The sequence below is a fragment of the Streptomyces sp. NBC_01465 genome, from assembly GCF_036227325.1.
In the GTDB taxonomy this organism is placed as follows: domain Bacteria; phylum Actinomycetota; class Actinomycetes; order Streptomycetales; family Streptomycetaceae; genus Streptomyces.
Genome location: NZ_CP109467.1, coordinates 782,812 through 806,163 on the forward strand (window position 1 = coordinate 782,812; position 23,352 = coordinate 806,163).

Consider the following 23,352-nt stretch of genomic DNA (forward strand, 5'->3'; position numbering starts at 1 on the left):
GGAGTGCCCATGACACGAATGCCTTCTGCCGTACGTGCCCTGGTGACCGCTGCTGCAACGCTGCTGGCCGTCACCGTCCTCTCCCCCACCGCCCGGGCGACGCCCGAGCCCAAGGCCCCACGCGAGTTCGTGGCGCTGAGCTCCGTGGATCCGACGATCATCCAGGAGATGCGCTACCCGTACGAGCACAACTTCGTGGCCGCGCCGGTCGACGGCTACCAGCAGCCGCTCTGCATCCTGACCAAGCCGGCCGCGCAGGCTCTGCACCGGGCGCAGATCAAGCTGCTGCGGAAGGGCTATTCGCTGAAGGTGTACGACTGTTACCGGCCTCAGCGGGCCGTCGACCACTTCGTGCGGTGGGCGAAGGACCTGGACGACGAGAAGACGAAGGCGGAGTTCTATCCGCAGGTCGACAAGACCCGTCTGTTCGCGGACGGTTACATCGCGGAGAAGTCCGGGCACAGTCGCGGCTCCACGATGGACCTGACGCTGGTGCGGCTGCCCGCGCTGCCGACGCGCCCCTACCGTCCCGGCCAGAAGCTGGTCCCGTGCTACGCGCCGAAGGCGGAGCGCTTCCCCGACAACTCGGTCGACATGGGTACCGGCTTCGACTGCTTCGACACGCTCGCACACACCGACGACCCGCGGATCACCGGCGTTCAGCGGACCAACCGCGATCTGCTGCGTGACGCGCTCGGCGCCGAGGGGTTCGTGAACCTCCCCGAGGAGTGGTGGCACTACACCTTCAAGCCGGAGCTCTTCCCCGACACCTATTTCAACTTCCCCGTCGCACGGCGGTCCGTGGCCGGTCACCACTGACGCGCAGGGTGTGAAGGAGGGGCCGGGACCACCCCCGTGGGTCCCGGCCCCTCCTTCACTCCCTATCGGACGCGGGCCGACCACTTCCGGTTCTCCGACACGCCGTGGCACACTTCTGACGTTCCGTCAGATTACTGATGCCGGGAGGGGTTTTGGCACGCACGCGCACACCCGTGGTGGCCGGCTGGTTCACTGCCGACGACGAAGAGGGAGGCTTCCGGCTCCTCGGCACCCGCTGTTCCTCCTGCTCGGCGGTCTTCTTTCCGCGCGAGGACTCCTTCTGCCGCAACCCGGCCTGTACGGGCGGGGAGTTGACGGAGTGGCCGCTCTCGCCGCGCGGCCGCGTCTGGTCGTACACCGACGGGCGCTACCGGCCACCCGCCCCGTACGTCTCCGACCCCTCCGCGGAGTGGAAGCCGTACGTCCTGCTCGCCGTCGAGCTGGAGGCCGAGCAGATGGTGGTGCTCGGCCAGGCCGCCCCCGGCGTGGAGCTCGCCGACCTGACCGTGGGGGCGGAGGTGGAGGTCGTCCCCGGAGTGCTCAGCGAGGACACCGACACCACCTGGACCACCTGGCACTGGCAGCCGACGGGAGCACGCTCATGACCGGCGACATAGCGGTACTCGGAGCGGGCATGCACCCCTGGGGCAAATGGGGGCGCAGCTTCGTCGAGTACGGAACGACCGCGGCCCGCGCGGCCCTCGCCGACGCCGGAATCGGCTGGCAGGACGTGCAGTCGGTGGTCGGCGCCGACACGGTGCGCGGCGGCTACCCCGGCTATGTCGCGGGGGCCACCTTCGCCCAGGCGCTCGGCTGGCAGGGCGCCCGGGTGACCAGCGTCTACGCCGCCTGTGCGTCGGGCGCGCAGGCCATCTCGACGGCCAGGGCCCAGATCCTCGCGGGCCTCGCGGACGTCGCCCTCGTGGTGGGCGCCGACTCCGCGCCCAAGGGCTTCTTCGCCCCCGCGGGCGGCGAGCGCCCCGACGACCCCGACTGGCTGCGCTTCCGGCTGCTCGGCGCCACCAACCCCGCCTACTTCGCGCTCTACGCACGACGCAGGATGGCCCTCTACGGCGATACGCCCGACGACTTCGCCCAGGTGAAGGTGAAGAACGCGGCAGCCGGAGCGCTCAACCCCAACGCCCGCTACCGCAAGACCGTCACACCCGAGGACGTCGCCGCGTCCGCCGTCGTCTGCGACCCGCTGCGGCTCCTCGACATCTGCGCGACCTCCGACGGAGCGGCGGCGCTGGTGCTGACCAGCCTGGACTTCGCGCGCCGGCACGGGGCCGCGGATCCCGTCCGTATCCGTGCCGTGTCGACCAACACCCCCGTCTACCCCAAGTCCGTACTGGACCTGCCGGACATCGCGACCGATTCGGCGGCGGCCGTGGAGGCGTCCGGGGAGTCCTTCCGCGCCTCGATCGCCCGGGCCGCGTACGAGGAAGCCGGCATCGGTCCCGACGAGCTGTCGCTGGCCGAGGTCTACGACCTGTCCACCGCCCTCGAGCTGCAGTGGTACGAGGACATCGGGCTCTGCGGCGAGGGCGAGGGCGCGAAGCTGCTGCGCGAGGGGGCGACCGCGCTCGGCGGCCGCGTCCCGGTCAACACGAGCGGCGGTCTGGCGTCGTTCGGGGAGGCCGTGCCGGCCCAGGCGATCGCTCAGGTCTGCGAGTTGACCTGGCAGTTGCGCGGCGCGGCCGGGGAACGGCAGGTGGCCGGAGCGCGCGCCGGTATCACCGCCAACCAGGGGCTCTTCGGGCACGGCTCCTCGGTGATCGCCGTTCGCTGAACTCCGGTCGGGGCAAGGGGATTTCGGGCCACCGGACGCCCGTTCGTCCCGCGACCTTGACGCTCCATCACCACCGGTGAACACTTCCCGTTGTCTGTCGGCGCCGCCGGACGCGGCTCGCCCACACGGACACGGCACGCCCGTCACGGAGGCCGCGCGGGGCGCGGGAACGCCCGCCACCGGCTCCGTAGCCATGGGAAACGCACCCTGCACGGAGGACCGGGGCCCACCTGTCCCGGGCATGGGACAAGGAGCCGCCATGAGCAATGGGGATATTTTCGTCGGCGAATTCATCGGTACAGCAGTCCTGATTCTGTTCGGCGCGGGCGTCTGCGCCGCCGTCACGCTCAACCACTCCAAGGCGAAGGCCGCCGGCTGGGTGGCCATCGCCTTCGGATGGGGCTTCGGTGTTCTCGCCGGGGCCTACACCGCGGCGCCGCTCTCGGGCGGACACCTCAATCCGGCCGTGACGATCGGCATCGCGATCGACACCGGCAAGTGGGACAAGGTCTGGGTCTATCTGCTGGGGCAGATGGTGGGCGCGATGCTGGGCGCCGTCCTGTGCTGGCTCACCTACTTCGCACAGTTCCAGGCCAACCGTGACACCGAGACCGCGCTTCCGACACTCGGCATCTTCTCCACCGCCCCGGAGATCCGTAACCCGGTGGCCAACATGATGACCGAGATCATCGCCACGATCGGGCTCGTGCTGCCTCTGCTGGCCCTCGGCGGCACCACGGGGCTCGCCGCGTCCGGCACGACGGTCCTGGTCGTCGCCCTCCTCGTGGTCGGCATCGGCCTCTCCCTCGGCGGGCCCACGGGTTACGCCATCAACCCGGCCCGTGACCTGGGGCCGCGCATCGTCCACGCCCTGCTGCCCATCCCCAACAAGGGCACCTCGGACTGGAGTTACGCATGGGTGCCGGTCGCCGGGCCACTGATCGGCGGGGCCCTCGCGGGGCTCATCTACAACGTCGCCTTCTGACCGCCCACCCACACGTCGTCCGACCAAGGGGACAGCCATGACGGACAAGTTCGTCGCAGCGATCGATCAGGGCACCACATCGAGCCGGTGCATCATCTTCAATCACGACGGGGCTATCGTCGCCGTCGACCAGCGCGAGCACCGCCAGATCTTCCCCAAGCCGGGCTGGGTGGAACACGACGCCACCGAGATCTGGTCGAAGGTCCAGGCCGTGGTCGCGGGGGCCCTCGCCAAGGCGGGGCTGCGCGCCGACCAGCTCAGCGCCCTCGGCATCACCAACCAGCGCGAGACGACGGTGCTCTGGGACCGGGCGACCGGAAAGCCCGTGCACAACGCCATCGTCTGGCAGGACACCCGTACCGCCGCGCTCTGCAACGAACTCGGCGCCTCCGACGGCCAGGACCGCTTCCGCGACCTCACCGGGCTGCCGCTCGCCAGCTACTTCTCCGGGCCCAAGGCTGCCTGGCTGCTGGACAACGTACCCGGGCTGCGCTCGCGCGCCGAGCGCGGCGAGATCGCGTTCGGCACCATCGACTCCTGGCTGATCTGGAACCTCACGGGCGGCACCGACGGCGGGGTTCATGTCACCGACGTCACCAACGCCTCGCGCACCATGCTGATGAACCTCGAGACGCTCCAGTGGGACGCCTCGATCCTCTCCGCGATGAACGTCCCCGAGGCGGTCCTCCCGGAGATCAAGTCCTCGGCGGAGGTGTACGGGACGGCCGTCGGCCAGCTCGCAGGTGTACCGGTGGCCTCCGCGCTGGGCGACCAGCAGGCCGCGATCTTCGGGCAGGCCTGCTACGACACGGGCACGGCGAAGAACACGTACGGCACAGGAAGCTTCCTGCTGCTCAACACCGGCAACCGGCCCGTGCCTTCGAAGAGCGGGCTGATCACCACCATGGGGTACAAGATCGGCGGCGAGGCGCCGGTCTACTGCCTTGAGGGGTCGATCGCGATCACCGGCGCCCTGGTGCAGTGGTTCCGCGACCAGCTCGGCATCATCCGTACGGCGGACGAGATCGAGACCCTCGCGGCGAGCGTCGACGACAACGGGGGCGCGTACATCGTGCCCGCCTTCTCCGGTCTCTTCGCGCCCTACTGGCGCTCGGACGCCCGCGGTGTCATCACCGGCCTCACCCGATACGTGACGAAGGGGCACCTGGCGCGCGCGGTCCTGGAGGCGACCAGCTGGCAGACCCGCGAGGTCGTCGACGCGATGTACCAGGACTCGGGGGTACAGATCACGACCCTCAAGGTGGACGGCGGGATGACCGCCAACAACCTGCTGATGCAGCATCAGGCGGATGTGCTGGGCGTACCGGTGATCCGACCGAAGGTGTCCGAGACGACGTGTCTGGGCGCCGCGTACGCGGCCGGGCTCGCCACCGGTGTGTGGTCGGACCTCGACGAGCTGAAGGCGCACTGGCAGCGCGACGTCGAGTGGACGCCGCACATGGAGGGCTCGGTGCGCGAGCGCGAGTACAGCAACTGGCGCAAGGCGGTGGAGCGTTCCTTCGGCTGGCTGGAGGAGGACGCGCAGTAGGCATCCGCTCCCGGAGCTGCGGCCCGTACCCCGGTCGGCGGGGGTGCGGGCCGCACCGGCGCGCTCTACGTGGTGGCGTGCTCGCGGGCCCTGCCCGCCTGGGCCAGCGCGTGCTCGACCACGGCGATCAGTACGGCCTTCGCCGACTCACGGTCGCGTGCGTCGCACATCATCACCGGCACCCCGGGGTCGAGGTCGAGCGCCGAGCTGATCGTGTCGCCCGGGTAACGGTCGGCCCCGTCGAAGCAGTTGACGGCAACGGTGAAGGGGATGGAGCGCCGCTCGAAGTAGTCGATCGCGGCGAAGCAGTCCTCCAGGCGGCGGGTGTCGGCGAGGACGACGGCGCCCAGCGCACCCTGCGCCAGTTCGTCCCAGAGGAACCAGAAGCGGTCCTGGCCCGGTGTGCCGAAGAGATAGAGCACCAGGTCCTCGCGGAGCGTGATGCGCCCGAAGTCCATGGCGACCGTGGTGGTGTTCTTCTGCTCCACGCCCTCGACCGAGTCGACGGGGCGGCCGGCCTCGCTGAGGGTCTCCTCGGTGCGCAGCGGCCTGATCTCGCTGACCGCGCCCACCAGGGTGGTCTTGCCGACCCCGAAGCCGCCCGCGACCAGGATCTTGAGGGTCACCGGCTCGATGGGCGGCGTTCTGCGGCTAGAGCGCCCGAAGGCCATTGATTACCTCACGGAGGATGCTGACGTCCGGCAGTTCGGCCGGCGGAACGGGCTGGGTGACGTGGACGAGTTCGTCGTCGACGAGATCGCCGACGAGGACCCGGACCACCCCGACGGGGAGATCGAGCCCCGCCGCGAGCTCGGCGATGGACTGCGGTGCGTCGCCGCAGCGCTCGACGATGTCCACATGTTCGGGCGAGAGCCGCTGGTCCCGGCCCGGGTCGTCCGCCGCGGGCTCCGGGACGACCAGGGCGATCAGGTCGAGGCGGTGCCTGCTCGCGCTGCTGGTACGGCCGCGCGTCATCGCGTACGGACGGACTACAGGTCCCGCGTCGTCGTCGAACCAGTGGGCCGGATCAGTCATCGCATCCCACTCACCCTCCGGCGATCAGGCCGGAACGTGGCGCGGTCGCGAGGTGCGCGCCGACGCGCTTGACCATCAGCGTCATCTCGTACGCGACCAGGCCCACGTCGGAGTCGGCGTCGGAGAGGACGGCCAGACAGCTGCCGTCTCCCGCCGCCGTGACGAAGAGGAAGGCGTCGTCCAGCTCCACGACGGTCTGGCGGACCCGGCCCGCCTCGAAGTGGCGGCCGACTCCCTTGGCGAGGCTGTGGAAGCCGGACGCGACGGCGGCCAGGTGCTCGCTGTCCTCGCGGGTCAGCTCCTTGGAGGCCCCGGTCGGGAGGCCGTCGCCGGAGAGCACCAGCGCCTTGCGGATCGACCCGACTCGCTGGACGAGTTCGTCGAGCAGCCAGTTGAGCTCACCGGAGCTCCCTGTGGCGTTCTGTGCTGCGGCGTTCGATGCGGTCATCGACCGGTCCCCTCCGATGTGGTTCCTGGTGCTGTTTCGGCCGGGCTCGCGGTGACGTCGTCACCGTTCTGCTCCCGGCCCCGCTGCCAGCCGCGCTGGAGCGAGGCCATCCGGCTGCGTACTTCGTCTGCGTCGCGCTCGGTGTCGTCCGCGGCGGCAGCGGGCTGCTCGCTCGCGGTCGTGTCCCTGAGCTGCGGGGCCAGGTTGGCCTGGCGCACCCTGCGGGGCAGGGCGTCCGTGGGTACGGCCGCCGCCGGCTCGGGGGCCCTCGGCGCCGGTACGTCCACCCGGCGGCCGTGGTCGGACACCAGAGTGGGCGGCTGCGGTTTGCGGCGCCTGGGCAGCAGCGGGACGGTCGCGTCGGGGCGCGCCGACTCACTGGCCCGGGGTGCCTGGTCGGGTGCCTGCTGGTGCTGTTCGCGGCCGCGGAAGATCCCGCCGGGCTCGCTGTCCTCGTCCCCGAAGGGCGTCTGGCCGTACGTCAACGCCTCGACGGGCGCCTCGAGTTCCACCGGGCCGTCGATGAGGGGCGGCGGGTCCTGGAGCCCCGGCCGGACCGGGGAGAGGGCGGCGCGCACACGGGGCTCGCCGGTCGGGCCCGAAGCCTTGCGGTCGAGGCGGAAGCCGACGCCGTTGGTGTCGATGTCGGAGGCGTCGGTGAGCAGGGCGACGGGGATGAAGACGACGGCGGTCGTGCCCCCGTACGGCGACTGCTGCAGCGAGACGCGGACGTTCTGGCGCTGGGCAAGGCGGCTGACCACGAAGAGGCCGAGCCGGTCGGTGTCGGAGAGTTCGAACTCGGGGGTCTCGGCGAGCCGGAGGTTGGCGTCGAGGAGTGCTTCGGCCGCCATCCCGAGTCCGCGGTCGTGGATTTCGAGGGTGAAGCCGTTGGCGACGCGCTCGCCGTGCACCTGGACCGCGGTGTGCGGGGGCGAGAACACCGTGGCGTTCTCGAGGAGTTCGGCGATGAGGTGGGTGAGGTCGGCGACGGCCGGGCCGCCGACGCCGATGCGCGGGAGCCTCCGTACCTCGATGCGCTCGTAGTCCTCGACCTCGGCGACGGCCGCCCGTACGACGTCCATCAGCTGGACGGGCTTGCGCCACTGGCGCGAGGGAGAGGCGCCGGAGAGGATCACCAGGCCTTCGGCGTGGCGTCGCATACGGGTGGTGAGGTGGTCGAGGCGGAAGAGGTCCGCGAGCTCCTCGGTGTCCTCGGTGCGCCGCTCCATGGTGTCGAGGAGGGTCAGCTGGCGGTGCAGCAGGACCTGGTTGCGGCGGGCGAGGTTGACGAAGACCTCGGAGACGCCTCGGCGCATGTCGGCCTGGCGTACGGCTGCTTCGACCGCGGCGCGCTGCAGGGTGTTGAGGGCCTGGCCGACCTGGCCGACCTCGTCCTTCTCGTAGTCCAGGCGCGGTGCTTCGGTCTCGACGTCGACCTGTTCGCCGGAGGCGAGGCGGCGCATCACGCTGGGCAGACGGACCCCGGAGACCTCGTGGGCCTCCTTGCGGAGCCGGCGCAGGTCGCGGACGAGCTCGCGGCCGATGCGTACGGACACGATGAGGGAGACCGTCAGTCCGGCGATGCCCAGGGCGGCTGCGACCGCGAGCTTGACGATGACGTTGACGGCGGCCGGCTTCACCCGGTCCTGGAAGGACTCGCGCGCTTCGGTGCCCATCCGGTCGAGGTCGCCGAGGGCGGTCGACGCGGTCGCCTTCCAGCGGGCGGCGGGTATGGAGCGGGCGGCGCCGGAGGGGCCTGCGGCGAGGGCGTTGGTCTCGGCGTTGCGCAGGGAGACCGTGCGGGGGCCCTTCCAGTACGCGGTGAAGGCGTCGCGGTCGTGCCGGGGGAGCTGGGGCAGGCTGACGGAGTAGTAGACGGAGCGTGCGGTGGCGAGGTCCCCGATGTCGCGGAGGTCCCTGGGGTCCATGCGGCCGGCGACCAGTGCGGAGCCGAAGAGCGCGTCCTCGCGGGAGAGGGTCTCGCGGGCGCGGCTGATGCCGACGAGCGCGCGCGCCTGCTTGTCGAGCTCGGAGTTGTTGAGCGTCGGCAGGGCGAGCAGGAAGGTGAGGGCCGGGTCGACGAGCCGGTTGTACTGGTCGTAGGCATCACGACGGGTGACCGAATGGTCTCCGGCGTTCTGCCGGAGGGCTCCGAGTCCCGCGAATCCGTCCAGAATGGAACGGAGTTGGTTCGCGTCGCTCGTCGACAGATCGGAACTTCCCTTGCTGCGCTCCGCGTTGCGGCGCAGCTGCGCGAGGACCGAGTCGGTGGAGAGGCGCTGCTGCCGCAGGGCGGTGAGAACGTCGGACGCCCCCGGGTCCGCGAGGTACCGCAGCGTCAGTGCCCGTTCTTCCTGGATCTCCTGGACGGAGTCGACGAGCGGGTAGCCCACATCCTCAACGACGCTTCCGGTGCGCATCAGTTGAAGGGCGTCACGCCCGGTGAGAAAAACGGCGAAGGCCCAGATTGCCGTCAAAGCGACAAGTGGGACCAGCAACAACGCCACGATCTTCCGGCGGATGGACTTCCCGCGAAAGCGCATGGCCTCCCCCAGCTCAACCCCGCGAGGCGGGGTGGTAATCCGGCAACAAACGGCGTGAGCCTACTACTGCCACACAGGTAACTCGAAGACACGTCCGGACCATTTTCGGCCAATGGCAAGGGTGTTGACCATATGCCACCCGCCCGACACCCGCTTTGTGGGGATGGATGACCAAAATTGTCCCGGACCGGGAATCTTCGGGGCGGATCGTTCGTCTTTCTGTACGAGGGACGGGGGCGGTGCGTAAAACGGCGCAAGCCGGGCAGCCACAGGGGTGTCGGACTGCACCGGGGAGTGAGGGGTCCATGAGCATCGAAGAGGGCAACGAGAGGGGCACGCTGCGTCCGCTGTGGGTCGAAGAGCCCGCTGTGCGGCCGAGGTTGCCCGATCCTGTGCGTACGGCAGCGGTGCGCGCCGTGCTCATCGTGTCGGTGACGACCATCCAGGCGATGGTGGCGTTCCTGTCCACCATCACGGGGTCCTGGCTGGCTTTCCCGATGGTGGTGAGCAGTGTGGTCAGTACGGTGGTCGCGACCTGGAGCGTGCTGGACGTCTGGGTCACGCGTCAGGTGTGGAACCAGCGCAATGGCGTGATGTCGGTGCCGAGCAGTACGGCGCGGCGGCTGCGGCGCGAGCGGCGGCAGGCGCGGCGGGTGGCTCGGCAGGAGGCGCGGGACGCCGAGCGGATACGGCGGCGGGGTCCGGTGCGGCTGACGCCGCAGTCCTGAACCCCGCCCCGGGATGCGCGGGCCCCCGCCCGGTCAGGCTTCCTGTCCGGCGGCCGCCGGGGCGCGCTTGAACATGCGGGTCGCGGTGATCTCGCCGTGCACGACTTCGCCGTCGGGGTCCTGCTGCGGCAGTCCGGGCCGCAGATGCTCCTCCACGCTGATGTACTTCAGCCCGGCCCTGAGGTCGGCGTCGTTGCGCAACCTGATCACCAGCGGGAACTCCGCGAGCGCCGTGGTGTCGAAGAGGCCGGTGGTGTACAGCAGCTGGACGCCGAGGGCGTCGGAGACCGCGCGCTGGAGTTCCAGCAGATAGGTGGCGTTGGCGCGGCCGATGGGGTTGTCGAGGAAGAGCGTCCCTGCGTGGCGGTGCTTGTCGCGGCCCCTGTCGTTGGAGCGCAGGGCGGCCATCGTGCAGTACAGAGCGATAGCCGCGGTGAGCAGCTGACCGCCGGAGAAGACGTCGCCCATCTGACCGACGGGGACCCGCTCGGCACGCAGCACGGCGTCCGGCTTGAGGATCTCGACCGCGATGCCCTTGGGCTCCAGTGCCGCCTGAACGCCCCGCAGCAGCAAGGACATACCGTCCCTGCGGAGGTCCGAGTTCTTCTTGAGGGCGGCGCGGGTCGCTTCGTCGATCACTTCGCCGAGGCGTTCGGTGAGCGTCGCCTGGTCCGGCTCCTCGAAGCGGATCCGCAGGAACTCCTGGCCGGACCATTCGCCGAGCCCCTCGGGCAGCTGCGAGAGCCGCTGGGCGGAGCGGAGGGTGGTCAGCGCGGACTCCACGAGGCCGCGCAGCCGGTCGACGATGGAGTCGCGGTTCCGCTCCAGCTGCTCCAGTTCGTCGGTGAGCACGCGCAGCCTGGGTGCGAAGGCCGCCGCCCACTTCTCGGCGTGCTCGGGCAGCGCGGAGGCGGGGAGTTCGCGGATCTGCTGACGTGCGGGGGTGCGCACCTGCTCGTAGCGGGTGGAGTTGGCGTGCCGTACGAGGATGTCGCTCGCCTCGCGGACGGCCGCCTCGGCGGCGGAGAGGTCTCCCGAGCAGCCGCGCAGCGAGCGGCGGGTCTCGGCGGCGGACCCGCGCGCCTCCTCCAGGCTGCCGGGGTACGGCTCGGGGGCCTCTTCCGACTCGTCCGTCTCGTCGTCGTGACGGTCGCGGAGCAGATCGCGCAGCAGCGCCGCGGTCTCGTCGAAACCGCCCGCCGCGTCCTCGGAAACACGGTGCGCGTGGAGCAGTTCGGCGTGGGCGGCGCGGGCCGTCTCCAACGCATCGGCGCAGGCGGCCAGTTCGGAGGTGGCGGTGCGCAGCAGTGCCTGGGCGGCGTCCGCGTCGGCGGGCACCTGCTCCTCGGGGAGCTCGGTGTGCGTGTCCTCCCCGTCGGCGGGGGCAAGGCGCTCGGCCTCGCCGCGCAGCCGTCCGAGCTGCTCGCTCGCGGTCGAGGCCCTGGTCTCCAGCATCTGGACGAGGGACTCGGCACGGGCCGCGGCCGCCTGTCGGGACGGGCCGTCGGCGCCGTCGGTGGATTCGAGGAGCTGGGCGGCGCGGGTGCGGACCTTGTTGGTCAGCCGGTCGAGTTCGGCGAGGGCCGCGCTCTCGTCGCTCTCGGCCCTGGCCTGTTCGGCCCGGAGGTCGGCGCCCACGCCGACCTTCTCGTACAGCTGGGACGCGGCGCGGTACGCCTCGCGCAGGGCGGGCAGGGCCGTGCGGGGGGCGTCGGGCTCCGGGTCGGGGATGTTCTCGGGCACACCGGCGATCTCGGCGCGCTCCGCGCGCAGGGCGCGTGCGGTGCGGTGTGCGTCGTCGGCGGTGCGCTGGGCGGCCCGGCGGTCCTCGTCGGCGGCCCTGGCCCGCTCCAGACAGGTGTGGGCGCGGGCCTCCGACTCGGCCGTCTCGTCGGCGAGTTCGCGGAGTTTCGCCTGCCAGCCGGCGCGCTCCCGCAGCCGGAAGGCGAGTCCGGCCAGGACGTCGGCCACGCGCCGGGCGCGCTGTGCGGTGTCCTGGCGCTCGTCCCGTACGCGTGCCGCGTCGGCGGCGGCCTCCTCGGTCTCGGCCCGTACCGTACGCGCTTCGGCGAGGACCGCTTCTGCGGCCTCGGCGGCGTCCCTGGCCGTCCGTGCCGCCCCCGCGAGTTCCGTGAGCATCCCGGGCGGGCAGTCCGCGCGCCAGGAGCCGAGCCGGGCCGCGAGCGTGCGGTCCCCGGCGAGCCGGGCGGCCAGGTTGCGGATCTCCTCGTCGCGTTCGGCGGTGCGGGACCGCAGCGCCTGGCGCTCCTCGTCGGCTGCGTGCTCGTCGTGCATGGCCGGGTTCGGTGGTACGAGGAAGACGTCACCGTCGGCGCCGGTGCCCGGCCCCGGGACGGGTGCCAGGAGGGCGGCGGTGGTTCCTACGGCGACGGCGGAGCGCGGCAACAGGGCGGCACCGCTGAGGACTTCGCGTGCCCGGACGTGCGCGGCCGGGTCGGTGATCACCACACCGTCGACCAGTTCGGGCCGGGCGGCGAGGACAGCGGCATGGTCGGCAGGGTCGACTGCCTGCGCGAGATAGCGCCAGCCGGGGAGCGCCGGGATGCCGTGCTCGCCCAGATACTCGACGGCGGCCAGCACATCGGGTCCGGCCGGCAGGAGCCCGCCGTCGCCGAGCGCGCCCAGGATCCGGGCGTCGTCGGCCGCCGCGGTGCGCAGCTCGAAGAGCTGGCGCTCGGCGGCCGCCACACCCTGGTCGAGGACTTCCCGCAGCTCGTCGGCGCTGCGGTCCAGCTCTTCGGCGGTGAACGGCGCCTCCGTACGGGCAGCACCCGATCCGTCCGGGTCCTGACTCGCTGCGGTGCCGCGTTCGGCGCCGGTGACGCCCGCGCCCCGGCGGGGCCCCGGCAGTCCGGCCGCGGCTGCGGGCGGGAGGCTGAGCAGTTCGCCAAGACGGGGGTCCGCCGCGATCGACTCCGTCGTACGGCGCTCGGCCTCGTACGCGTTCTCCGCAGCCGTAGCGGCGTCCGCGGCACGGGCGGCCGCGAGCTCGGCGCGGTTCTCCTCGCCGGCGGCCTCCTTGGCGTGCTCCCCCGTCGTACGGGCCGCCTCGCGGGCAGCGTCCCAGGCGGCGACCGCCGACTTCTCCGCATCGCTGGCCGCGAGGGCGGCCCGTGCGGGGTCGGCGTCGGGGGCGGTGTCGTCGAGCCATCCCGCGCGTACCGCCTCGGCGGTCTCCTGCTCGACCTCGGTGAGCCGCTGGCGCAGATGTCCGGCCTCGCTGCGGGCGCGCTGTGCTTCGGTGGCGGCGGCGGTGGCGTCGCGGTGCGCGGCCTCGCCCGCCTCCTGGAGTGCGGCGGAGCGCTCCTCATGCTCACCCGCGATGCGCTCGCCGTCCTCGGCGGCGGTGTGCAGGGCCCGTACGAGCTCGGCGGCTGCCGTGGCGCGTGCGGCCAGCGCCGGTGCCGCGTCCCGCTCGGCCTCGCGGATCGCGACGGCGACCCGGGCGGAGCGGTCTGCGGCCGCGCGGTGGCGCAGTACGGCCTCGGCGGCCTGCCAGGCGGAGTGCAGCGTACGGGCGTCGGCGAGCTCCTTGCGCTGGGCGGCTGCCGACTTCTCCGCGACGGTCAGCGCCAACGAGGCGTGCCGGTAGGCGAGTTCGGCGGCGATCAGTGCGCGGCGGCCGCGGACCGACTCGGCCTCGGTGACCGTGTGGGCCGCGGCGGTGACCTGCTGGGCGAGGTCGGCGGCGCGCCCTCGTTCCTCGCCGGCCCTGGCCGAGAGCCTGCGGGCGAGGGTGCGCGTACGGCGCTCGGCGCCCGCGTGGATGTCCCGGGCGCGGGCGCGGGTGGCGGTGGCGTCGACGATCCGGCCGAGCAGGTCGACGGAGCCCGCGGTGAAGTCCCGCTCCGCGGTGAGCTCGGCCCGGCGGCCGAGCTTGTTGCCGAAGCCGCCGACCAGGTCGGCGAGACCGTCGGTGTCCCGTGTGTCCGTGACGGCGCGCAGCAGCAGGTCGGTGAAGTCGGAGTCCTTCTTCACCGCGAAGAGGCCGGCCGCCTCGCCCTCGTCGGCGTTCATCTCCCGCTGGTAGCGGAAGAGTTCGGGGTCGAGGCCGAGATCGCCGAGGTGTTCGTTCCAGCGGTCGTGGATCTCTTCCCAGTGCACGTCCAGGTGCGGGTACGCCTTGCCGGACTCGGTGATCGCGTCGCGGAACCCCTTCATGGTGCGGCGCCGCCCGCGCGCACCCGAGGCGCCCTCCACCGGGGGCCGTACGGCGGTGGATTCGGCGACCGGCAGCGAGTCGAGGCTGAGGCCGGGCCCGGGGCGGAAGGAGTACCAGCCCTCGGCGAACTTCCGGGGGTCGTTGGAGACCTGCCGTCCGCGCCACTCGCTCGCCTTGCCGACGACGACCGTTTCACCGGTGATCGTGTGCTGCCACTCCAGCGCGACGTGCCCGCAGTCGTCGGCGAGCAGGAATTTGCGCAGGACGCCGGAGCTGGCGCCGCCGAGAGTGTTGCGGTGGCCGGGCAGCATCACGGAGAAGATCAGCTTCAGCAGGACGGACTTGCCGCCGCCGTTCTCGAGGAAGAGCACCCCGGCCGGGGCGGGCCGGCGCGGCGGACCGACCGGCTCGTCGGCGAAGAACTCCGCCTGCGCCGGCGCCGGGTGGGGCACGGGCGCGCCCACTCCACGCAGGTCGAGGACGGTGTCGGCGTAGCGCGCACCGGCAGGACCGATGGAGTAGAGACGGACCCGGGACAGCTCGTACATGGCGGCGGACTCTCGTCGTTCTCGGCAGCGGTCAGGAGTGGAAGGGCAGGCCGGCGTCGGCGGCCAGCTCGAGGTCTTCGGGGTCGGTCGGCATCACCAGCGTGGCGGTGCCGTCGGTCACCGGGACGACGCCCAGTTCGAGGAGCTCGGCCATGGCGGCGGTGCCGGCCATGTCGCGGACCTGGAGCTGGTAACGGGCGGTGGTTCTGTACGCGCCCCCGGCGTCGTCCCCGGTGCGCTGGAGGAAGCCGGAGTCGGTGAGGAAGGCGACGGCCTTGCCGACGATGCCGGTGGTGGATCCGGCGAGGCGCCGCGCGTCCTTGGTGGCGCCGGTGGAGCTGCGCCGGGCGTAGATCCGCCAGGCCGCTTCGAGACCGGGGGCCTCGCTGGCCGGGTCGGTGTTCTCGCCGAGTTCCTCGGCCCGCTCCTCCAGCCGCCGGCAGGCCTGGCGTACGAACGCGTCGACTCCGTTGACGGTGATGCGTCCGATGTAGCCGTCGTCGGCGAGGTCCTCGGGGCGCGGGAAGGCCATGGCGGCGACCGCCAGATGCGCGAGTCCGTGCAGGAAGCGGTCGGCGGAGTCCGCGGCCGTACGCCGGGCGTAGTCGCCCATCCGTACGGCGAAGACCGAGTCCTCGCCCGCTGTCACGGCCATTCCCGCCCGGGTCGAGACCTCCAGGACGACCAGGCCGAGCCCGGCGGCGACCGCGTCGGCGAGCCGCGCGAAGGCGGACTCCTCGCGGTACCTGCGGAGCAGTTCCGCGTAGTCGGCGTCGCGTGCGGGCATCAGCTTGGGCTGCAGCCCGAAGGCGACGAGCCGTGCGGCGTCGGCGGCGTCGGCCGGTGTCACGGCGGCGGGCGACGCGGGAGTCCGGTCGGCCTCCACCGTGTCCGCGGCGGCCGCCTCGCTCCACGCGGTGTGCTCGGCGTGGGTCTCGCTCACGGCTTCGGCTCCTCGGTCATGTCGGTCGTTTCCGTACGCGGTGCTCATGCGGCCTCGTTCCGGCCGGCGGCCATCGAGGCCGTGTCGAGGAGCGCCGTCCCCACGATCAGGTCGGCGCCGCCGAACTCGGGGTCGTCGAGCTCGGTCCCGTCGTCCACGGCGAACAGCAGCCGCTGCTCTCCCTGCCGGTAGGCGGTGCCGACCGGCGGGCTGGCCGCGTGAACCGCCAGCAGGGCGACCAGATACGGCAGTTCGGGATCGCGCCGGCGTGCCTCGGCGAGCAGTCCGGAGAGTCTGCGGGGCGCGTCGTGCTCCAGGTCGAGCAGTTCCATGGCGCTCGCCAGCTGCTCCTCGCTGAAGCGGCTGTCGTCGGGCGTGGCGATCAGATCGGGCTCGGGCATCTCGGCGCCCAGGTGTTCGCGCTCCGTCGGCGGGGTCAGCAGTATGTCGACGAGGTCCCCCATGCGTACGGACACGGGCGTGCGCAGCCCGGTGCCGCGCGCGAAGAACGCGTCCGTGACCCGGCGGGCCTGCTCCACCGGCAGGGGCAGCAGGGGGGCCACGAGCTGTCCGTACAGATCGAGGCCCGCGGTCGTGGTGGGTGCCGCGAAGGCCTGCCGGTCCTGCTCGGCGCGGAAGAGCGGGCCCGCTTCGAGGAGCCGGGACTGCAACTGCGTATGGCGGCGGATGCAGTCCTTGACGATGTCGACGAGCTCGGCCGCCCGCCGCTTGTGCTCTTGGTCCTCGGCCTCGTCGCGCGCCTTGCGGATGTTGGTGAGGATCGCGTTCTCGTGGCGGTAGCGGTCGGCGACGTGGTCGAGCGCCTCGGCGATCATGTCGGGCACGGCGTTGAGCCAGTCGACGGCCCGCACATTGCGCCGGGTCGCCTCCAGGGTCCTGCGCAGCGTCTCCGCGTACTGCACGGTGCGGTATCTGGCCTGCTCGGCGGCGAGCTGGGCATCGGCGAGCCGCCCCCGGCTGATCAGCACTTCGAGCTTGACCTCGGCGGCGATCTGGGCGCTGGTCACATCGGTGTCGAGCGCGCCGACCAGGACGTTGACGGCCTCGTCCGTGGTGCGCAGATAGACGCTGCCGCCGTACCCGGGCACCTCCTCGACGAGCTTGAAGTCGTAATCGCGCCGGGTGTACGCACCGTCGGACCCGAACGTCCCGTAGACCGCGCGGAAGCCCCGGTCGACGCTCCCCACGTTGATCAGGTTCTCCAGCACCCAGCGGGCCACCCGCTCGTGCTCGGATGCGGGGCGCCGCGGGGCCTGGGCCGCGACGCGCGGCAGCAGCCTGGCGATTATCTGGTCGTGGTCGGCTCCGGTGTCGAAGTCCATGTTGAGCGTGACCAGGTCGATGGCGGCGAGCGCGATCTCCGCCATGGCGTAGACCGTGTACTCCCCGGCCAGATTGGCCTTGCGTACGTCGAGGTCGTGCAGCGGTGCGGTGCACGCGAGCGCACGAAGGCGCCGCGCGAGCCCTTCGTCGGCGGCCGGGCCCTGTGCGGGCCGCGGCCCCGCGCTGAGCTGGGGCGGAACGAATTCCGTCGAGGCGGTCGAGGCTGGCGATGTCACGACGGACAGATTAGGTCCTCGCACTGACAACGGTCGAAACGGCGCGGATGGGGCAGCTCACTCGAAAGATTCGGCAGGCGGCTCAGCGTTGCCACCACAACACCGCTAGACTTTTGTTGAACAATCCCGAGCCGTCCCGGAGTTCCCATGGCGAACACCGCACAGCGCACCGCCGACCTGCTGCGTGAGCGCATCACGCAGGGCGCGCTGACGCCCGGGACGCGGCTCTCGGAGGAGGCACTCGGTGTGGCGATGGGCGTCTCGCGCAACACGCTGCGCGAGGCCTTCCGGCTGCTCGCCCACGGACGGCTGGTCGAGCACGAGCCGAATCGCGGGGTTTTCGTCCGCAGGCCGAGCGCGGCCGACATCGCGGACATCTATGCCGTACGGACCGCCTTGGAGACGGCGGGTGTACGGGCCCTGGCGGCGGCCCCCGCCGGACACCTGCGCGCCGTCACCGACGCCGTCGCCGACGCCGAGGCGTGCGCGGAGATCGCCGACTGGGCCGGTGCCGGCACCGCCGACCTCCGCTTCCACCAGGCGCTGGGCGCGCTGTCGTGCAGTCCGCGCATCGACACGTACCTCGCCGGGCTGCTCGCGGAACTGCGCCTGGCCTTCGTCACCATGCCGTCGCAGCAGCTCCTCCACGAGCCTTTCCTGCACCGCAACCGGACCATCGCCGACCTCCTGACGGCAGGGCGCACGGCCGATGCGGAGGACGAACTGCACCGCTACCTCCAGGACGCCTGCCGGACCGTCCTCGGCACACTCCAGCTCCAGGAAGGGCCGCGATGACCACGATCGACCTCAACGCCGACCTCGGCGAGGGATTCGGCCGCTGGACGCTCACCGACGACGAGGCCCTGCTCTCGGTCGTCACGAGCGCCAATGTCGCGTGCGGGTTCCACGCGGGCGACCCGTCCACCATGCGCCGCGTCTGCGAGCTGGCCGCCGAGCGCGGGGTGCGGATCGGCGCGCAGGTGTCCTACCGCGACCTGGCGGGCTTCGGGCGGCGCGCCATGGAGGTGCCCGCGGACGAGCTGGCCGACGAAGTCGCGTACCAGATCGGCGCGTTGGAGGTCTTCGCACGCGCGGCAGGATCCCGGGTCGCGTACGTCAAACCGCACGGCGCGCTCTACAACCGCACGGTGCACGACGAGGACCAGGCGGGCGCCGTCGTCGCCGGCGTACGGATCGCGGGCGGCGCGCTGCCGGTGCTCGGTCTGCCCGGTTCGCTGCTGCTGGAGGCCGCGCGGAAGGCCGGACTGCCTCCGGTGAAGGAGGCCTTCGCCGACCGCGCGTACACCTCCCGCGGCACCCTCGTACCGCGCGGTGAGCCCGGTGCGGTGGTCCACGACGGCGACGCGGTCGTCGCCCGCGCGCTGTCCATGGCGCGCGACCGGTCGGTGACGGCGATCACCGGCGAGCGGCTTCCCGTGCACGCGAGGTCCCTGTGCCTGCACGGCGACACTCCGGGAGCGGCCGCACTCGCCCAGCGCGTGCGGAGCGAACTGCGCGCCTCGGGCGTCGAGTTGGAGCCCTTCGCATGAGGCCGCTGCGCATGGGAGCACACGCCTTGCTGATCGAGCTCGGCTCGGCCGAGGAGGTCGAGGCGCTCCACGCCGAACTGCTCCGCCGCCGCGGCGCCGGCACGCTCCCCGCCGTACGGGACATCGTCCCCGCGGCCAGGACCGTCCTCCTCGACGGCCTCGACCGACCGGGCGCCCTCGCCGAGGAGATGGCCCACTGGGACGTGCCGCCGCTGACCGCCGCGGACGGCCCGGAGGTCAGCATCCCCGTCCGCTACGACGGCCCCGACCTGGCCGAGGTCGCCTCCCTCTGGGGCGTGGCCCCCGCCGACATCCCCGGCATCGTCTCCGGCACGGCCTTCCGCGTCGCGTTCTGCGGATTCGCCCCCGGCTTCGGCTATCTGACCGGCCTCCCCGCCCGGTTCCGGCTGCCCCGCCGCGCCACGCCTCGTACCGCCGTCCCCGCCGGAACACTCGCCCTCGCAGGTGAGTTCGCAGGGGTCTACCCCCGATCGTCCCCCGGCGGCTGGCAGTTGATCGGCTCCACGGACACCGCGCTGTGGGATCCCTCCCGCGAGCCCGCAGCGCTCTTCTCACCGGGCACCCGTGTGCGGTTCATCAACACCGGGGCGGCACGATGAGCCTCGAAGTCGTACGCCCGGGAGCCCTGACCACCGTCCAGGACCTCGGCCGCCCCGGCCATGCCCATCTCGGCGTACCGCGCTCCGGCGCCCTCGATCCGTACGCCCACCGTCTCGCCAATCTCCTGACCGGCAACCCGCCGGAGGCCGCGACCCTGGAGACCACCGTCGACGGCGCAGCCCTGCGCGCCACCGCCCCCGTCACGGCCGCCGTCACCGGAGCTCCCTGTCCGGTACGGATCGACGGCCGGCCCGCGCCCTGGGGCGCCGCGATCCGTGTCCCCGCCGGCTGTGTCCTCGACGTGGGGCGTGCGGTTTCGGGCGTACGGAGCTACGTCGCTTTCCGCGGCGGCATCGACGTCGAACCGGTCCTCGACAGCCGCGCCACAGACCTCCTCTCCGGCCTGGGGCCCGCGCCGCTCACCACGGGGCTGACACTCGGCCTCGGGTCCCCGCACGCCCCCTCCACGGGCGCCGACGCCCTTCCCGCTCCCGGGCCGCCCACCGAACTGGTCCTCCCGCTGCACCTCGGCCCGCGCGACGACTGGTTCGCCCCACAAGCGGTGCAGGATCTCGCCCGCACCCGCTACCGGGTCTCCTCCGCGAGCAACCGCGTCGGCCTGCGTACGGAAGGCCCGCCCCTGGAGCGCACCACCCCTGGCGAACTCCCCAGCGAGGGCATGGTGCTGGGCGCCGTCCAGGTCCCGCCCAACGGCCTTCCCGTCGTCTTCCTCGCCGACCACCCCGTCACCGGCGGCTATCCGGTCCTCGGCGCGGTCCCGGAGGAACACCTCGCCGCAGCCGCCCAGGCCGCCCCCGGCACTCCGGTGGTCTTCCTCCCGCTCCTCCGCCGCACCTGATCAGACCGCCTCCGCGGGCCCGGGAAGCGCGGACAGCGCGGACGCCACCGCATGCGCCGTCCCCAGATCGAGCCCCAGGCTGGTGCCGCGCACCCGGTGCCGTATCTCCTCCGCCGTCAGCCGCATCAGCTGCGGCAGCAGATCGGTGCAGCGCCGCGCCATCCACCCCGTCCCCGCCGTGGCCAGCCACAGCAGACTCGCCGACCGGGTGGGTCCCGGCTGCTCGGGTTCCGCAGCCGGTACGTCGCCCAACTCCAGCCCCGCTTCGCCAAGTCGCGCATGGAAGCGGACGGCCAGCATCCGGTGACCGCGCTCCCCCGGATGCAGCCGGTCCGCGCTCCACATCGACCGGTCGCTCACCCACTCCCCGTCGGCGGCATGCAGATGCACGGCCCCGTACCGCCGCGACAGCTCGTGCACCACCGCGTTCACCGCGTGCTGCCGCCGGGCCAACGGCCGCCCGAGCACACCCGGAAGCCCCAGCATCGTCCCCGGATCGGGCAGACAGGCGGTCATCACCAGCGCCCCGCGCGCGGCGAACTCCGCGCAGACGAGATCGAGTCGGGCCGTCACCTCATGAATGTCGAAGGTGCAGCGCAGGGTGTCGTTCACGCCCACCACCACCGACACGAGATCGGGCCGGAAGGCCAGCGCGGCGGGCAGCTGATCCGCCACGACGTCACCGGTCTGCGCCCCGCTCGCCGCGAAGTTGCGGAATTCCACCGGGCTTTCACCCGGTGCGAGCCCGTCCGCGAGCAGCGCCGCCCACCCGCGCCAGCCGCCCTCCACCGGGTCGCCGACCCCTTCGGTCAGCGAGTCGCCCAACGCGGCGAAACGGAGCGCCTTCATCGCGGCTCCCCCGCCCGCACCCGCACCGGCGCCTCATGAGCCGCCAGAAAGGCGTCCACCGACCCCTGCCACCCGAAGAGCGACGCCCGCGCCCGCGCCGCCCTGCGGCGCTCCCCCTCGTCCCTCCGCAACAGTTCCTGTACGGCACCGGCGAAGCCGCGTCCGGTGTCCGCGGCGGACACCCCCGCGTCCCCCACCACCTCGGGAAGCGCCGACGACGCGCTCGCGACGACCGGCGTGCCGCAGGCCAGCGCCTCCAGCGCCGAGAGTCCGAAGGTCTCGGCGGGCCCGGGTGCCAGCGCGATGTCCGCGGCGGCCTGCAGATCCGCCAACTCGTCCCGGTCGCCCACATGCCCCAGGAACACCGCGGGCAGCCGCTCGGAACGGGCCCTGCGCTCCAGCGACCTGCGCAGCGGCCCGTCCCCGGCCACCACGAGCGTGGCCCGCACCCCGCGCCCCCGCAGCACGGCCAGTGCGTCCAGGGCGGTGCCCGGCCGCTTCTCGACGGAGAGCCGCGAGCACAGGACGAGCAGCACGGCACCGCCCCGCACATGCCGGGCGCGCAGCACGGTGCTCCGCCGCCCCGGCCTCCACTGCTCCAAGTCAACACCGAGCGGCGCCCGCAGGACGTTGCGCGCCCCGATCCGTACGAACTCGCGCTCGGCCCACTCCGTCGTGCACACGATCCGCGAATACGCCCACGCACTACGGCGGTTGAGCCGGTCCGCGGCCCCCGCGGCAACACCCCCGGGCACCCCCCACGTCCGCAGCACCCCGTCGGCGGTCTCGTGCGAGACCATCACCGACGGCACCCTGCTGCGGCGCGCCCACTCCCCCGTCCACCGCAGCGTCGTACGGTCCGACACCTCGATCCGGTCGGGCGCAAGCCCTTCGAGCACCGCCCGCACCCGCTGCCGGTCGGCCAGCACCCGGTAGCCTCCGGTCCCCGGCAGCACGGGCCCGGGCAGGGTGATCACCCGTCCCTGGTCGGTGAGTTCATCCTTCTCGTACGCACCCGGAATGACCAGCACCGGTTCGTGTCCGGCCGCCCGATACCCCTTCCCCAGTTCGGCCAGCGCGGTCCGCAGCCCGCCGGACGCGGGGGTGACGAAGTTCGCCAGCCGTACGATGCGCAGCGCCCCGCTCATGCCGCCACCGCCGTACGTCCGGCCAGCACCTCGGCGTAGTGCCCGAGCAGCGCGTCCCCGACGGCCGCCCAGGTCCGCCCCTCGACCGCCGCGCGGCCCGCCCTTCCGTACGACGCGCGGAGCCCGGGGTCGCCCGCGAGTGCCCATACGGCGGTCCGGACCGCGTCCGCGTCCCAGGGCGGCACCAGGAGACCGGTCCTGCCGTGGTCGACGAGGTCCATAGGCCCGCCCGCGGCCGGGGCGATGACGGGCACTCCGCTGGCCATGGCCTCCTGCACGGTCTGGCAGAAGGTTTCGTACGGTCCGGTGTGCGCGAACACGTCCAGCGAGGCGAAGATCCGGGCAAGTTCGGCCCCGGTCCTGCGCCCGAGGAAGACGGCGCCCGGGAGCGCGGCCCGCAGCGACGGCTGGCTCGGCCCGTCGCCGACGACCACGAGCCGTACGCCCGCGAGCCCGCACACGCCGCTCAGCAGTTCCACGTGCTTCTCGGGGGCGAGCCGCCCCACGTACCCCACGAGCAACTCCCGGCCCGGCGCGAGCTCCCGCCGCAGCGCGGCATCGCGGCGCCCGGGCGCGAACCGTACGGTGTCGACGCCGCGCGGCCAGAGCCGCACCCGCGGCACACCGTGCGCCCGCAGGTCCTGGAGGGCGGCCGTCGACGGGGCGAGGGTCCGGTCGGCGGCGCTGTGGACGGCTCGGATGCGCCGCCAGGCGGTGGTTTCGCCGGCGCCCATGTAGGTCCGGGCGTAGCCGGCCAGGTCGGTCTGGTAGACGGCGACGGCCGGGATCCGCAGCCGGGCCGCGGCGGCCATCCCGCGCACGCCCAGGACGAACGGGCTGGCCAGATGGACGAGTTCGGCCCGGTGCGCGACCAGCGTCGCGGCGAGCCGCCGGCTCGGCAGCGCGAGACGTACCTGCGGGTATCCGGGCAACGGCACGGACGGCACACGTACGACGGGGCAGGGCGCTCGGCCATCCGCGGCGGCGGTCGCCGCCGGGGCTATGACGAGCGGTTCATGACCGCGTGCGGTGAGGTGTGCGGCGGTCTGCAGGGCGCAGTGGGCCACACCGTTGACGTCGGGCGGGAAGGATTCGGTGACGATGACAACTCGCATGTCGCTGTTGTCGCCGCGCCCGGGGTGGCTGGGCCAACGTGGATCTTTCCACGCGCC

At 72.6% G+C, this 23,352-nt stretch carries 20 protein-coding genes; 10 read left to right on the forward strand and 10 right to left on the reverse strand.

What is annotated here, in order from left to right:
* Positions 1–9: 9 nt before the first annotated feature.
* The 5 genes from OG707_RS03415 (at position 10) to glpK (ending at position 5,145) form a co-directional block, all read left to right on the forward strand.
* Positions 10–819, forward strand: coding sequence for a M15 family metallopeptidase (locus OG707_RS03415; RefSeq protein ID WP_329114166.1), 810 nt, complete (start codon positions 10–12; stop codon positions 817–819).
* A gap of 173 nt (positions 820–992) precedes the next feature.
* Positions 993–1,424 carry a Zn-ribbon domain-containing OB-fold protein gene (locus OG707_RS03420; RefSeq protein WP_329127596.1) on the forward strand — a complete coding sequence of 144 codons (432 nt, stop codon included), beginning with the start codon at positions 993–995 and terminating at the stop codon, positions 1,422–1,424.
* A complete protein-coding gene (locus OG707_RS03425) occupies positions 1,421–2,611 on the forward strand; it encodes a lipid-transfer protein (RefSeq protein WP_329114168.1) in 1,191 nt (396 codons plus the stop codon). Before OG707_RS03420 ends, OG707_RS03425 begins: the two co-directional genes overlap by 4 nt.
* Positions 2,612–2,870: 259 nt before the next feature.
* Positions 2,871–3,596, forward strand: a complete 726-nt coding sequence (locus OG707_RS03430) for an MIP/aquaporin family protein (protein ID WP_329114170.1) — start codon at positions 2,871–2,873, stop codon at positions 3,594–3,596.
* A 37-nt stretch (positions 3,597–3,633) separates the two neighbouring features.
* Complete coding sequence (gene glpK, locus OG707_RS03435) at positions 3,634–5,145, forward strand: glycerol kinase GlpK (protein ID WP_329114173.1); 1,512 nt, start codon at positions 3,634–3,636, stop codon at positions 5,143–5,145.
* 65 nt (positions 5,146–5,210) lie between these two features.
* Here glpK and OG707_RS03440 read toward each other — a convergent pair whose 3' ends face one another.
* The 4 genes from OG707_RS03440 to OG707_RS03455 are packed head-to-tail and all read right to left on the reverse strand — an operon-like array spanning position 5,211 to position 9,171.
* The gene (locus OG707_RS03440) at positions 5,211–5,816 is read right to left on the reverse strand and encodes a GTP-binding protein (protein WP_329114175.1); all 606 of its coding nucleotides are present in this window, start codon (positions 5,814–5,816) and stop codon (positions 5,211–5,213) included.
* Complete coding sequence (locus tag OG707_RS03445; protein WP_329114177.1) at positions 5,797–6,180, reverse strand: DUF742 domain-containing protein; 384 nt, start codon at positions 6,178–6,180, stop codon at positions 5,797–5,799. Before OG707_RS03445 ends, OG707_RS03440 begins: the two co-directional genes overlap by 20 nt.
* 10 nt (positions 6,181–6,190) lie before the next feature.
* Positions 6,191–6,628, reverse strand: a complete 438-nt coding sequence (locus OG707_RS03450) for a roadblock/LC7 domain-containing protein (RefSeq protein WP_329114179.1) — start codon at positions 6,626–6,628, stop codon at positions 6,191–6,193.
* A complete protein-coding gene (locus OG707_RS03455) occupies positions 6,625–9,171 on the reverse strand; it encodes a sensor histidine kinase (protein WP_329114181.1) in 2,547 nt (848 codons plus the stop codon). The genes OG707_RS03450 and OG707_RS03455 overlap by 4 nt, the downstream gene beginning before the upstream one ends.
* 305 nt (positions 9,172–9,476) lie before the next feature.
* Between OG707_RS03455 and OG707_RS03460 the strand changes: the two genes are divergently transcribed.
* Complete coding sequence (locus tag OG707_RS03460; RefSeq protein ID WP_443071260.1) at positions 9,477–9,899, forward strand: hypothetical protein; 423 nt, start codon at positions 9,477–9,479, stop codon at positions 9,897–9,899.
* Between the two features lie 33 nt (positions 9,900–9,932).
* Here OG707_RS03460 and OG707_RS03465 read toward each other — a convergent pair whose 3' ends face one another.
* The 3 genes from OG707_RS03465 to OG707_RS03475 are packed head-to-tail and all read right to left on the reverse strand — an operon-like array spanning position 9,933 to position 17,153.
* Positions 9,933–14,630: a hypothetical protein gene (locus OG707_RS03465; RefSeq protein WP_329114183.1), complete on the reverse strand. Its 4,698-nt coding sequence runs from the start codon at positions 14,628–14,630 to the stop codon at positions 9,933–9,935.
* Between the two features lie 31 nt (positions 14,631–14,661).
* Positions 14,662–15,573: a hypothetical protein gene (locus tag OG707_RS03470; RefSeq protein ID WP_329114185.1), complete on the reverse strand. Its 912-nt coding sequence runs from the start codon at positions 15,571–15,573 to the stop codon at positions 14,662–14,664.
* A 44-nt stretch (positions 15,574–15,617) separates the two neighbouring features.
* Positions 15,618–17,153: a hypothetical protein gene (locus OG707_RS03475; protein WP_329114187.1), complete on the reverse strand. Its 1,536-nt coding sequence runs from the start codon at positions 17,151–17,153 to the stop codon at positions 15,618–15,620.
* Between the two features lie 147 nt (positions 17,154–17,300).
* On the opposite strand from OG707_RS03475, the gene OG707_RS03480 reads away from it, so the two are divergent.
* From OG707_RS03480 to OG707_RS03495, 4 genes are read left to right on the forward strand one after another with little or no spacing between them, the layout of a single operon-like run.
* Positions 17,301–17,948, forward strand: coding sequence for a GntR family transcriptional regulator (locus OG707_RS03480; protein WP_329114190.1), 648 nt, complete (start codon positions 17,301–17,303; stop codon positions 17,946–17,948).
* Positions 17,945–18,703: a LamB/YcsF family protein gene (locus OG707_RS03485; RefSeq protein WP_329114191.1), complete on the forward strand. Its 759-nt coding sequence runs from the start codon at positions 17,945–17,947 to the stop codon at positions 18,701–18,703. The genes OG707_RS03480 and OG707_RS03485 overlap by 4 nt, the downstream gene beginning before the upstream one ends.
* Positions 18,700–19,323 (forward strand): 5-oxoprolinase subunit B family protein, encoded by a 624-nt coding sequence (locus OG707_RS03490; RefSeq protein ID WP_329114193.1) that lies wholly within the window; start codon positions 18,700–18,702, stop codon positions 19,321–19,323. The genes OG707_RS03485 and OG707_RS03490 overlap by 4 nt, the downstream gene beginning before the upstream one ends.
* Entirely contained in the window at positions 19,320–20,183 is an 864-nt protein-coding gene (locus OG707_RS03495) for a biotin-dependent carboxyltransferase family protein (protein ID WP_329114195.1), read from the forward strand. The genes OG707_RS03490 and OG707_RS03495 overlap by 4 nt, the downstream gene beginning before the upstream one ends.
* Here the strand turns inward: OG707_RS03495 and OG707_RS03500 are convergent, their stop codons facing one another.
* From OG707_RS03500 to OG707_RS03510, 3 genes are read right to left on the reverse strand one after another with little or no spacing between them, the layout of a single operon-like run.
* The gene (locus tag OG707_RS03500) at positions 20,184–21,032 is read right to left on the reverse strand and encodes an SGNH/GDSL hydrolase family protein (protein ID WP_329114196.1); all 849 of its coding nucleotides are present in this window, start codon (positions 21,030–21,032) and stop codon (positions 20,184–20,186) included. It lies immediately after the preceding gene.
* Positions 21,029–22,180, reverse strand: a complete 1,152-nt coding sequence (locus OG707_RS03505) for a glycosyltransferase (protein ID WP_329114198.1) — start codon at positions 22,178–22,180, stop codon at positions 21,029–21,031. The genes OG707_RS03500 and OG707_RS03505 overlap by 4 nt, the downstream gene beginning before the upstream one ends.
* The gene (locus OG707_RS03510; protein WP_329114200.1) at positions 22,177–23,295 is read right to left on the reverse strand and encodes a glycosyltransferase family 4 protein; all 1,119 of its coding nucleotides are present in this window, start codon (positions 23,293–23,295) and stop codon (positions 22,177–22,179) included. Before OG707_RS03510 ends, OG707_RS03505 begins: the two co-directional genes overlap by 4 nt.
* Between the last annotated feature and the right edge of the window lie 57 nt (positions 23,296–23,352).